Genomic DNA, 12,635 nt, shown 5'->3' on the forward strand with positions numbered 1-12,635 from the left:
ATTGGTTACCAAGCAGTACTTGCCGAAGCAGCGTCATTGAACGATATGAACATCCAGGACTTTGTGGTGTCATATACGCCAGCAATCGACGATACGGCTGTTTCAGTTGATGGTAACCACTACTACAACAACACGTCGAACAAGGAAATGTCAGATAACGACGTTGATAACACGGTTAATAACTTGCACAACATGTTGGAGAACGGTGCAAAGTCTGGTGTGGCCAACGCGATTAACAAGGTTAAGACGGCTGTAAATCAATCAGTTGCCATTAACGTTGCTGATTCAGGCGATGTGCAAAAGGCCAAGCAAGTAATTAATGATATTTTGAATGGCGATAATGTTGATACGGGAAAGCTAAAGCAAGCGATTAGCAACTTGGCAACGGCGGTTGCACAAGCAAAGCAAGCTTTGGCCGATACGAAGGCAAGTGCCGATGCTGATGGCAAGAATTGGCAAACGGTTTCACCGAAGTATGCTGATCAAAATACGTCAGCTATTCAAAATGATTTGAAGAAGTTGCATGACTTGACGTCAGCTGACAACACGACAGCAACCAAGACTGATATTGAGCAAGCGCGTAAGCAATTGCAAGATGATATCAAGAAGGTTGATGATGTGCGCCAAGCTTCAGTTAAGACGGCCGATGGCGCCGTTGCAACAGTAAAGAATGGCACAAATGATGATGTTAAGAACCGCATTGCAGCCGTTAAGGCAGCTGAGGAAACTGGTACGAAGTCAGTGATTGATGAAGCAGTTGCTAAGTTGCAAACAGCAGATGCAACCGTTGTACCAACGAATGTGTCAGATGATGCGGCGGTGATTGCAGCTAAGCGTGCGGTTGATGACGCATTGAATGCTAAGACGTATGTGCCTGGTGATGTCGCTAAGGCTAAGCAAGCTTATGACCAAGCAGTCGCGGATGCGCAAGCAACGTTGCGTACGGTAATTGACCAAGCCAACGCCATTAAGGTACCTGCGAACTTGCAAAACAATGCGGGTGATTTGATCCAAATGGTAACGGACTTGCAGGGCATGGCTAACCGAGCTGATACAACTGTTTCAGCGTTGCGTACGGCTTTGACGGCGGTGCAAAACCGTTTGGCAGAGTTGAATGCAATGAACCAAGGTGGTGTCATTGACGGTCGCCAAGGTGAGTCAATTGTGAACACGAACGTCGCTACTCCTAAGGAACCTGGGGTAGCAATGGCTGAACGTCACGAGTCTCGTGCGGCTGCTACTGTTGTGAAGGCAAACAAGACATCGGTCGCTAAGGGAGCTGTTATGGCAAAGCCGGTACAAGCTGTTGCGACAACAACGACTGCTAAGCAAGCAGCAACGCGTGGTAATAAGACGGCTTCTACGTTGAATAACGGTGCAAGTGTTGCAAAGGCTGACAAGCAAGTTGTTGCAACAACTACCAACACACCAAAGACTGATGCTGATCGTATTCACGATATGTTAGATGATGCTAAGGTTAACAAGGCGTCAATCAACATGACTGAAAATGCATCAGAGAACTACATTGGTATTATCATTGCTAGCTTGATGGTTGCTGGTATGTTTGGACTTTTGGCAGCGTTCTGGCGTCGTCAAAAGGAAAGCGAAAAGGAATTCCAAGCCCGTATTAATGGTGATAAGTAGTTAACTATTGCAGGTGTTAACAGTTAACACCTTGCCTAGACAAAATCCCCCACTTCCGTATAATTTGCGGTTGTGGGGGATTTTTTGTATGGGAATTTTAATTGGGAAGCGTAAATTTGGGTGATTGAGTAATGAAAAGTATGACAGTTCGGTTCACGGCCGATGAAGTGCTGATTGGGCGCCACGAAAAATTGGGCTGGGACAATCAAAGCGTGTTGGGGATGTACCATGCGGTGACGGCGACGCTGCAAGAAATCACAGGTGTCGATCGGATTAATTTGGTAAACGATGGCCTGCAACAAACGTGTCCAATGCGGTGGAAAATCGTCACGGAGATTTGGGTACACGCTTGGATTGTCCGTTGTAATTTAAATATCGCGGTGCGCGGTCTAGATAATGGACAACTCCATGAGACCGTGCTGTGGACCCGGCGGACAAGTAATGCAATTGCCCCAGCCGTTGCGCCGAACGTTTTACCAGATTGGTCGTTGATGATTGATGGGGAACGGTTGCCGATTGTGCCACAGGATAATAATCCGTGGTTGACGGTCGAGGATATGCGGTGGGGATGTCAGCTAACAAATTTTGCCTACGAAATGCGGCATCGGGATTATTTGGATGTACAAATTAGCACAGTCCGCGAGTTTGAAGATAACAGCGATGTCGCGAAACGTCTGACGATTGCTGGTAATCATCACGTTGTTGTGACGCTACCATTGGCGTTAATCGACGACATTGTGACGACGGGACGCTTGTCACGAGCGCATGGACGATTGGTCGTTTCGCAACAAGTAACGCCAGAACGCCCACTGAAAATTAGTTACTACCTAGATGGGCGAACAGGGCTATCGTTTGAACAAGTTGCGCTTCAAAAGCGCGCTCGCTGGCAAACCTTTTGGGCACGCACAGATGTGCAAATTAGTGCGGATCATAATTGGCAACGAAACATTCGCTGGGCGCTGTACCGCACCCGGTTGCAATTAGGGGAACAAAAACTTTATGAGTTGTTGTTACAACCAGCAACCGACTTAACAGGAAGTTTGCATAATTTAACTAACGAAACAGATTTAGAAGAACGTCTAACTGGCTTCTTAAGTTGGTTAACGGGTGGCTGCGTCATTAATAATGAACTCTGCTTAACGTGCCAACCGAAACTACCAGCAGTCGGTACAATTGCCTGGACCCTGCAAAACGAGCATTTAAACATCCGGTGTTTGGCTGATAGCACGCGACTCCGCATCCGCCCAGACGCACCACTCTGCGTCCAAACCGGCAGTGAATGTATCAAGTGTCCAAGACAACGCCTAACAACAATCGTCACGCGATAAATAAAAGCCAGGTGCAAAGAACGCGCCTGGCTTTTGGTGTATCTATGCTTACCAAACCAACAGAGAATATCTCGGCTGCCGGCGTGGTGGGTGGGGTGTGACGTAGTGATTGGACGGGGTGAACTCATAAGTTCGGCCGACCGCCGGTTAGCTAAGGCGAACGGACCTTGACCCTTCGCCCAATTATTTGGGCACTAGCCGGTGCTCGCGCCGGCGGAGTTCACCCAGGCTAATCTTTGTCGGAGGCACACCCCACCCACCACGCCTCGTGCGCAAGCACGACAAAAATACCAAAAATAGTAGTCGAAACCGCGAAATCCAGTTAACAGTAGAGTAGAATAATAACTATATACGATATGTAACAAAAACCTTTACAAAACTGCAGTGTGACATTTACAAAAGTTAGAGATAATAGTCTACAGTAGCAGAAGAATATTAGGAGGCGTTCATTATGAAGCGCAGTTGGTTGATAAGTGCCGCAATCGTCGTGGTTGTAGGCGGCCTATTAGCTTTGGGATACACAACGCGAGAGAAAAACGGTAGCGTGAATATCACCGCCGTTGGTTCAACCGCGTTGCAACCGCTAGTTGAAGCAGCTGGAGAAGATTACGCTGCGAAGAACATGGGCGTGTTTGTTAACGTGCAAGGTGGTGGAACAGGTACCGGTTTGGCGCAGGTTCAGCAAGGTGCCGTCGACTTGGGTAACTCAGATATGTTTGCCGAAGAAAAAGACGGTATTAAAGCCAATCAGTTGGTTGACCACAAGGTGGCGGTCGTTGGAATCGCGCCGATGCTTAACAAACAAGCCAATATCAAAAACTTAACGCAAGACCAATTAATTGCGATTTTCACGAAGAAGGTCACAAATTGGAAACAAGTTGGTGGGGCTGATTTGCCAATCGTGTTGGTAAATCGTGTCTCAGGTTCAGGAACCCGTGCAACATTTGAAAAGTGGGGCTTGAAGGGTGCCGAGTCAGCGGACGCGCAAGAACAAGATTCATCAGGAATGGTGCGTTCGATTGTTTCGACGACGCCAGGTGCCGTTTCATACGCAGCATTTGCCTACTTGGACAAGACAGTCTCAGTGCCAACCTTGAATGGTGTCAAGGCCGATGACGACAACGTGAAGGACGGCAAGTGGCCAATCTGGTCATATGAGCACGTCTACACAAAGGGCAAGCCAACTAAGGATGTCCAAGCGTTCTTGGATTTCATCGATTCAAAGCACATTCAAACGACACTAGTCCCACAATTGGGCTACATTGCCATTCACGATATGGAAATTTCACGTGACGTGAACGGAAAGATTACATCTGAAAATTAAGGAGTGTGGGCACATGGATAACATCCGTGAATCACTATTGAAACAATCAGCCGCTACCCGAAAGGATCGCTTTGGACGTTATATTTCACTAGCAGCTTTGCTATTGATTGTTGTGGTTGTGTTATCAATTTTCTGGTTCGTTGCATCAAAAGGTTTGGCAACGTTCTTTGCAAATAAAGTTAACCTATGGGATTTTCTAACAGGCACTAAGTGGGCACCTGGTCAAAAGGATGCGAATGGACACCCATTCGTTGGTGCTGCACCAATGATTGTGGGTTCATTTTTGGTAACTTTGATTTCGGCTTTGATTGCCACACCATTTGCCATCGGAACAGCTGTCTTTATGACTGAAATCTCGCCTAAGCGTGGTGCAAAGATTTTGGGACCCGTAACAGAATTGTTAGTTGGTATTCCATCCGTTGTTTATGGATTTATTGGTTTGTCAGTCATCGTACCCGTGATGCGTCATTTGTTTGGCGGTTCTGGGTTCGGAATTTTGGCTGGTGCCATGGTATTGTTCGTCATGATTTTGCCAACGGTTACATCAATGACGGTTGATACATTGAAGTCAGTACCGCGTCACTACCGCGAGTCATCATTGGCCTTGGGTGCAACCCGCTGGCAAATGATTTACAAGGTCATCTTGCGCGCAGCAACGCCTGGAATTTTGACGGCCGTGGTCTTTGGTATGGCCCGCGCCTTTGGTGAAGCCTTGGCGGTTCAAATGGTTGTTGGTAATGCGGCGTTGATGCCACAGAACTTGACATCACCAGCCGCCACATTGACGTCGGTTTTGACACAGGGTATTGGAAACACGGTTATGGGATCACTCGAAAATAATGCGTTGTGGAGCTTGGCATTGATCTTGTTGTTGATGTCATTGGTCTTCAATTCAGTTATCCGTGCAATTGCTAAGAAGGGAGCCATGTAAGATGTTGAATCCAAAGCAAGCCGATAAGATTGCAAGCGCCATTCTTTATGCGATTGCAGGCTTTGTAATTTTGATTTTGGCAGCACTACTTGGTTATATTTTGTACCAAGGTGTACCACATTTGTCATGGCACTTTTTGACGGCGCCTGCGACAGCCTTTACTGCCGGTGGTGGTATCGGTATCCAACTATTTAATTCGCTATACTTGTTGGTTATCACGATGTTGATTTCATTCCCAATCGCGTTGGGCGCTGGAATTTACTTGAATGAGTATGCTAACAAGAAGAGTCGTGCAACTGCTTTGATTCGCACGGCCATTGAAATTTTGTCATCACTACCTTCTGTGGTAGTTGGGTTGTTTGGGTTCTTGTTGTTCGTTGTCCAATTCAAACTTGGCTTCTCAATTTTGTCCGGTGCGATTTCACTAACGTTCTTTAACCTACCACTGCTAACGCGTTCTGTTGAAGAGTCATTGCGAACGATTCCTGACTTGCAACGTGAAGCTGGTGCAGCCCTCGGCTTGTCTCGTTGGGAGACGGTTGGGCACATTATTTTGCCAGCCGCTTTACCATCAATCGTGACTGGTGTGGTTTTGTCAGCAGGTCGTGTGTTCGGTGAAGCTGCCGCATTGATTTATACAGCTGGACAATCAGCGCCAGCTTTGGACTTTACGGACTGGAACCCATTTAACGTTTCATCTCCATTGAACATTATGCGTCCTGCCGAAACGTTGGCGGTGCACATTTGGAAGGTTAACTCAGAAGGTATCATGCCTGATGCGGCTGCCGTATCCGCTGGATCATCTGCTGTTTTGATCATCGCTGTCTTGTTGTTCAACTTCTTTGCTCGTTACTTGAGTGGAGTTTTGTTCAAGCGTTTGACGGCAACGAAGTAAGAAAGAGGACATTTGTCATGGCTGAAGAGCAACATTTAATTTTTGACGAAGAACAACCAGAGCGCTACGTCTATGATATGGACGAAACGAAGCACGAGGTTGCCTTGTCAACAAAGGACTTGCAAGTGTTCTACGGCGACAAGTTGGCCTTGCAAGATGCCGATTTGAAGTTTGAACGCTACAAGATTACCTCATTGATTGGGGCATCTGGTTCAGGTAAGTCAACGTTCCTACGGTCGTTGAACCGCATGAACGACTCAGTGGCGACGGTTAAGGGAAACATCATGTACCGTGGCTTGGATATCAACTCACAGGATATCGATGTTTACGAGATGCGTAAGCACATCGGCATGGTTTTCCAACGACCTAATCCATTCGCAAAGTCAATCTCAGATAACATCACTTTCGCGTTGAAGCAACACGGCATGCGTGACAAGCAACAATTGGATGAAATTGTTGAAACGTCATTGCGCCAAGCTGCTTTGTGGGATGAAGTGAAGGACGACTTGGGTAAGTCGGCCTTGTCATTGTCAGGTGGACAACAACAGCGTTTGGTCATCGCTCGAGCAATTGCCATGAACCCTGATATTTTGTTGATGGATGAACCATCATCAGCGTTGGATCCAATTTCTTCAGCGAAAATTGAAGATACATTGATGCAATTGAAGGAAAAGTACACGATTATTATTGTGACGCACAACATGCAACAAGCAGCACGTATTTCTGACTACACAGCGTTCTTTAATAGCGGTAAGTTGGTCGAATACGATTTGACACGTAAGATTTTCACACGTCCAAAGGTGCAATTGACGATTGATTACGTGAACGGAAACTTTGGTTAAGAGAGGCATTATCAAATGGCAGAAAAAATTTTGACAACTGAAAACGTGCGTCTCTACTACGGTGAAAAAGAAGCGTTGCACGGCATCAATTTGGATTATGATAAGTTCGGCATTACGGCGTTGATTGGACCATCTGGTTCAGGTAAGTCAACGTACCTACGTGCTTTGAACCGTATGCACGATTTGACAGATAACGTGACAGTTAACGGCACGTTCCTGTTCAAGGGGCAAGATATCTATGCACCATCTACCGACACGGTTGAGCTACGTAAGGATATTGGTATGGTGTTCCAGCAACCGAACCCATTCCCATTCTCAATCTATGACAACGTGGCTTTTGGGATGCGCATTTCAGGTGAGAAAAATAAGGCGGTTTTGGATGAGATGGTGGAGACGTCATTGAAGCAAGCAGCTATCTGGAACGAAGTGAAGGATGACTTACACAAGTCAGCTTTGTCGTTGTCAGGTGGACAACAACAACGTGTGTCAATCGCACGTGCTTTGGCCACATCACCAGAAATCTTGCTGCTAGATGAACCAACGGCCGCGCTGGACCCAGTGTCAGCCCACGCGGTTGAAAACACGTTGATGCAATTGCGTGATAAGTTAACGATGATTATCGTAACGCACTCAATGGCGCAAGCATCACGTATTTCTGATCGAACGGCCTTCTTTATGAACGGTGACTTGATTGAAGCGAATGATACGAAGAAAATGTTCTTGGATCCAGACAAGAAGGAGACCCAAGATTACATCTCAGGTCGCTTCGGATAGTCTGTGCTATACTAAACAAACAATTAACAGAAACGGGGAATTATCAGATGCGTCAATATTTTGATGAAGAACTAGCTGATTTGGATACGTCTTTTAAGGAAATGGGGCTGCTGGTTTCTGAGACGTTGGGTCGCGCGGTACAAGCTTTCTTGGACCACGACCGTGCCACGGCGCAAGAAATTATCGATGGTGACAAGGCAATCAACCAACGCGAAATCGCACTGGAAAAGAAGACTTTTGAAATGATCGCCTTGTACCAACCAGTGACGACTGATTTGCGTGAAATCGTGACGGTCTTGAAGGCTGTTTCAGTTTTGGAGCGAATTGGTGACAACGCACGTAACATTGCCCTTTCAACAATTCACGTGAAGGGTAACAAGCGTGTGGCGGCAATTGAAGAAAAGGTCGGTATGACCGGTTCAACAGTTGCCAAGATGGTGTCAGATGTGTTGGATTACTACGTGAATGACGATGCGGTATCTGCTGAAGCGATTGCTGAAGTGGCAACGTCGGTATCAGATGTCACTGGTGAGATTCGTGAAATGGCGATTGAAGCCATGAAGTCAGACCCAGAATTGGTGACTGCTTCAACGGATTACTTGGTTGTTGCTGGTTACTTGAAGCGTACATCAGACTATGTGACTGACATTGCGGAGTGGATTATCTACAAGCGCACGGGTAAGATTGTTGAATTGAACCCAGGAATGTCATCATTTATTTAAGTGATAAATCAAAAGAGCCGATGCTTTGTGCATTGGCTCTTTTTGTGATTTTAGGTTAAACTTAATGTTGGCAAACTTAGTTTAACAGGAGGACGGCATGAAAAAAGTCACGAAGGTCACCCGGCAACGGAAACCAGGCCGCTATAACGTCTATTTGGATGATGAATTTGCGTTGGCGGTTGATGAAAAAATCCTGATCAAATATAACTTGTTTAAAGATACTGAACTGTCTGATGAAGACCTCAAGAAAATTGAAGATGCGGAGTTTGAGCAAAAAGCCTATACGAAGGCGCTGGTCTATGCGACCGGTCGAATGCGTTCAAAAATGCAAGTCATTATCAAGCTAAAGGAAAACGAGTTTCCAGGCATCGTGATTGCGCATGTGATTGACCGGCTGGAGGCAGCGAACGTGATTGATGATGCGCGCTTTGCTGAAGAGTACGTTCGCAGTGCGATTCACTCGGGCAAGTTGGGACCACGTGGTGTCCGGACAAAGCTACAACAACTTGGGGTCGATAAGTATCTAATTGAAGATGCTTTGGTTGAATATGATGAAGAAGACCAAGTTGCCCAACTTGATGAAAAGGTCGAAAAGCTCATGCAGAAGTATGCTCGACAGGCGCACTTTATGGCGGAACAGAAAACAAAACAAAAACTGGCCCAGCTGGGTTATGATAGTAAACTGGTTGTGGCGGCACTGAAGCGTTATGAAGCTGAGAATGAAACCGACGTGGACCAGGAGTGGGAGAACTTAGACCGGGATGCCTCGTCAGCTGCCAATCGCTACCGCCAGTATGAGGGCTGGGAATTTAAGAAACGAGTAAAAGCCGCGATGTTTCGAAAAGGCTACGACTTATCCCTTGTGGATAAGTGGATAAAGCAAAACGAGTCGGAAATGCAATAATATACAAAATAATGAATATGAAACTAACGCTCTGATTTGTCGTCAGGGCGTTTTTTGGTGGACTTTGTGAAAAATGTGAAATTCTGTACAAATGTCCCAATTGTGCAACAAAAAAGCTAACCAAAAGTAACCGTTCGTCCGACATGTCATTTATAATTATTTCTAACTAGGTGGAATATAGGCCACTATCGATTATGAAAAAGAGAGTCATAAGAGAATTGGGGAACTTAATATGAAAATGAACCTGCAAAAGGACATGTTTGATCGCAAATTGCGATACAAGATGTACAAAGATGGTAAAAAGTGGGTGTTTGCCAGCATGGCGACTTTGTCTTTGATTGGGGCTTTTTTGGGCGGTGGTAGCGCCCATGCCGATGACAAAGATACTGATCAGTCACAAACGACTGATTCGGCAGAACAAGCCAACGCACCTAACTCGGACAGCACGGTTGTCTTGTCAACAGCAACTGAGGTGTCAACAGTTAGTGATCAACTATCAAATTCTGCACAAGTTGATGCTAGTGATGTAGCAGCAACTGTTTTAAGTGCGTCTGTTAGTGCGGTTGCTTCATCAGCTTCAAGCGCTTCTTCAGTCAGCGCTAGTTTGCAATCAAGTACAGTCGTTAAGTCGACGTCTGCGTCAATTTCTTCATCAGCATCAAGTGTTACAACCTCAGCTAGTGTGATGGTTTCAAGTAACGCTTCTTCAAGTGCATCAACAAGTGTGAAAAAGAATGTCGCCTCTTCTAGCGCTAAGCAACCTGCCAAAGTCACGACGAGTAGTGCCTCTGCTACTAGTAAGAAGTCAACGGCAGCAGCTGTTTCGTCATCAGCAAGTCACACAACGTCAGGCGTTTCTTATTCAGTTGATTCAGCCAAGTCAGCTGCAACAGCCGTGACGTCAATTGTGGCTGCAATGCATAGCGTCGCTGCCGCAGACTCAGCAGCGATTGCGGCTTCAAAAACTGATAAAGTCGTTCGTAACACAGCGATGGAAGCATTGGTCGATCACATTGTCGAAGAAGCGAATGGGGTCGCACAATCTTTGACATCAGCGCAATACCAAGCCACGCACATGCAAGTTAAAAATGCCGATGTCTTGATGATGACGGTGTATAACGTTGTGAACAACATGACTTTTGAACTGCAACAAGCCATTCAAATGGCTGCAGCCGACAAGCGTGGTGTGCAGGACGATGTTTTAGCGCGGGCACAATCCGCGTATGTCAATCTTGATGTTTCACGATTTAACGCCACGGCTAAGTTATCAGCGTATGGCGATTTGATTGTGAGTGCACCAACAAATCAATTTGCTAAAGTGGTCGCTGCCCTTCACCAAACGGGGTTATACGACGACTTCCGTTTTGTTGTGGACCCAATTATGACCAGTGCGGTTAACACCGTTACTGACGCGGAAGTTGACGCAGGTAAGGTTCGTGATGCCCTCATTTTGGCGCACAACGATGACCAAATTTACAACGCTTTCGTGACTGGTGGAACCGTTTCGAAGACGACGACTTCAACGATTAAAGAAGGAACTGGGTTGACCAGCTGGACGGCGAGCGCTGACTCTGATCCAACTGATACGCCTAAAAACACAGCGGCGGTACCAAGCGGCGATGCGAGTTCTTTGACGTCAACAACGACGGTCGATGGCGACACGCAATACTACAACTTGACTGGTGTGACGAGTGCCGATGGTACGAAGCAAGCAGCCGTTAAGCCGGTTGCCGGAAACGTGACGTATAAGTACCAATTGGATTTGTCAGGAAACTTTACCATTACTGGTAAGTTCTTTATGTCAAATCACTCAGACTCACGTGTGGCTAAATTACCAACTGTGGATGGCAAGCAAAATGCCTTCCAAGGTGGATCAACTTATCCATCGGGAGACTTTTTGGGACTCTTCTTGTCACCAACCGACCCGGGTACGATTGGTGGGACGAACGGTGACTTGGGAATCGGTGGTTTACCGGATGCCATCGCCTTTGGTATCGATTTTTTCTATAACTCAAACAAGGGTGACCAAACCTTCGGAACGAACACAAACGAAACGTACCAAAAGAACGGTTACCCAGTTGCTGGTTTCCGTACAACTGACGCCGATGGTAATTTGACAAACGGAACGGGTGGGGTACAGTACACGCAAAACACGAGTAAGGGAACTAGTTACTCATCAACGACGCAAAATTCTGTACCCGCTGGTATTCTAACGACTGGAATGCCTTATTTCTTGAGCTATGATGCGACTACGCATGTTTTGACGGCATCGATGCCAAAGCCAGGTTCAACCAATGTGAATGATAAGAGCCAATATCTGACTTGGACTTATACATTGCTACAAGAATTGTTGAAAAAGGGCGTTTTGTCACTTGGTTTGTTGGGTGTTACAGGTGGTAACGGAGCCGTGATGGAAGCGTCGATTGATGTTACGCAACGGAACCCGCTTACTGGTAAAGATATGCACTTCTCAGGAACCTTGGTGCCAAACTCAGTGACGGTTAAGTACCAAGACGCGTCAGGGAAGACGCTGTTGCCTGATACGAGTATGAAGGCAAACGTTGGTGACAAGATTGGTATTGCTTACGTCTCACCAAACTACCAAATTGATGATTATGCCTACCAGGCACCGTCAAGCAGTGCAATTGACAGCACGAAGTACAAGTTGATTTCAGCGAACGACGTGACGGTTTCAGGGTCGAAGGCTAATGTCATGACGTTGGTCTATGCGACACGTCAGACTGCGACGGTGCATTACATGGTGAATGGTGTTGCTGACGCCTTGCCAACACAGAAGATTTCGGGTTGGGCCACGGAGGCTTATTCAACTGCCGATGGGTACAGTGACTTGATTTGGGCAAAGCCGGGTTACTCAATTAACGCTGGTTATTTGAATGGTGCATTTGATTCAGACGATACAACTGACCAACCTATCTGGATTTATATCACGTCGAATGCACAAACCGTTAAGACGACCGTAACGGGATTGCCAGCGACATATGCGACGCAAATTGCGTCAGAGACGAAGACAATTGCGACGGCAACTGATAGTACGTACGATTTGCCAGCTGCAATCGAAGTACCTGGTTATAAGTTGGTAGTCACAGATGCAGCGGGTAATGAAGTCAAGAATTATACGGCTATTAAGACGCCGGCTGGTAATGCGGGTGACATGATTAATTACACGTATGCCTACACAGCATTGCCAGATAGTATCAAGGTTTATTACACATACACGGATCCGAATACCGGGTTGGTAAAACCAATTGAT

General features: G+C 46.4%; 10 protein-coding genes. All 10 read left to right on the forward strand.

The window, feature by feature from the left end:
• Positions 1-1,644, forward strand: a 1,644-nt coding sequence (locus tag WEIDD23_RS03785) for a hypothetical protein (protein ID WP_197458788.1), incomplete at its 5' end; no start/stop codon positions are given.
• Between the two features lie 131 nt (positions 1,645-1,775).
• The gene (locus WEIDD23_RS03790; RefSeq protein ID WP_010373417.1) at positions 1,776-2,972 is read left to right on the forward strand and encodes a hypothetical protein; all 1,197 of its coding nucleotides are present in this window, start codon (positions 1,776-1,778) and stop codon (positions 2,970-2,972) included.
• Between the two features lie 451 nt (positions 2,973-3,423).
• Complete coding sequence (locus WEIDD23_RS03795) at positions 3,424-4,296, forward strand: phosphate ABC transporter substrate-binding protein PstS family protein (protein WP_043707701.1); 873 nt, start codon at positions 3,424-3,426, stop codon at positions 4,294-4,296.
• A gap of 13 nt (positions 4,297-4,309) precedes the next feature.
• A complete protein-coding gene (pstC, locus tag WEIDD23_RS03800; RefSeq protein WP_010373421.1) occupies positions 4,310-5,227 on the forward strand; it encodes a phosphate ABC transporter permease subunit PstC in 918 nt (305 codons plus the stop codon).
• Between the two features lie 4 nt (positions 5,228-5,231).
• Positions 5,232-6,122, forward strand: coding sequence for a phosphate ABC transporter permease PstA (gene pstA, locus WEIDD23_RS03805; RefSeq protein ID WP_029237483.1), 891 nt, complete (start codon positions 5,232-5,234; stop codon positions 6,120-6,122).
• 17 nt (positions 6,123-6,139) lie between these two features.
• Positions 6,140-6,964 carry a phosphate ABC transporter ATP-binding protein PstB gene (gene pstB, locus WEIDD23_RS03810; RefSeq protein ID WP_010373424.1) on the forward strand — a complete coding sequence of 275 codons (825 nt, stop codon included), beginning with the start codon at positions 6,140-6,142 and terminating at the stop codon, positions 6,962-6,964.
• 15 nt (positions 6,965-6,979) lie between these two features.
• Positions 6,980-7,738, forward strand: a complete 759-nt coding sequence (pstB, locus tag WEIDD23_RS03815) for a phosphate ABC transporter ATP-binding protein PstB (protein WP_010373426.1) — start codon at positions 6,980-6,982, stop codon at positions 7,736-7,738.
• A 47-nt stretch (positions 7,739-7,785) separates the two neighbouring features.
• Entirely contained in the window at positions 7,786-8,460 is a 675-nt protein-coding gene (gene phoU, locus WEIDD23_RS03820; protein ID WP_010373428.1) for a phosphate signaling complex protein PhoU, read from the forward strand.
• Between the two features lie 97 nt (positions 8,461-8,557).
• Positions 8,558-9,364: a RecX family transcriptional regulator gene (locus WEIDD23_RS03825; protein WP_010373430.1), complete on the forward strand. Its 807-nt coding sequence runs from the start codon at positions 8,558-8,560 to the stop codon at positions 9,362-9,364.
• A gap of 232 nt (positions 9,365-9,596) precedes the next feature.
• A partial coding sequence (locus tag WEIDD23_RS03830; protein ID WP_062358768.1) for a KxYKxGKxW signal peptide domain-containing protein occupies positions 9,597-12,635 on the forward strand: 3,039 nt, incomplete at its 3' end.

It is taken from the genome of Weissella sp. DD23 (assembly GCF_001579105.1).
In the GTDB taxonomy this organism is placed as follows: Bacteria; Bacillota; Bacilli; order Lactobacillales; family Lactobacillaceae; genus Weissella; species Weissella cibaria.

What these genes read in the sequence shown, in the direction of transcription:
- pstB (WP_010373424.1), top strand. Translation starts at nt 6,140, where the DNA reads ATGGCTGAAGAGCAACATTTAATTTTTGACGAAGAACAACCAGAGCGC.
- pstC (WP_010373421.1), top strand. Translation starts at nt 4,310, where the DNA reads ATGGATAACATCCGTGAATCACTATTGAAACAATCAGCCGCTACCCGA.
- WEIDD23_RS03825 (WP_010373430.1), top strand. Translation starts at nt 8,558, where the DNA reads ATGAAAAAAGTCACGAAGGTCACCCGGCAACGGAAACCAGGCCGCTAT.
- WEIDD23_RS03790 (WP_010373417.1), top strand. Translation starts at nt 1,776, where the DNA reads ATGAAAAGTATGACAGTTCGGTTCACGGCCGATGAAGTGCTGATTGGG.
- WEIDD23_RS03795 (WP_043707701.1), top strand. Translation starts at nt 3,424, where the DNA reads ATGAAGCGCAGTTGGTTGATAAGTGCCGCAATCGTCGTGGTTGTAGGC.
- phoU (WP_010373428.1), top strand. Translation starts at nt 7,786, where the DNA reads ATGCGTCAATATTTTGATGAAGAACTAGCTGATTTGGATACGTCTTTT.
- pstB (WP_010373426.1), top strand. Translation starts at nt 6,980, where the DNA reads ATGGCAGAAAAAATTTTGACAACTGAAAACGTGCGTCTCTACTACGGT.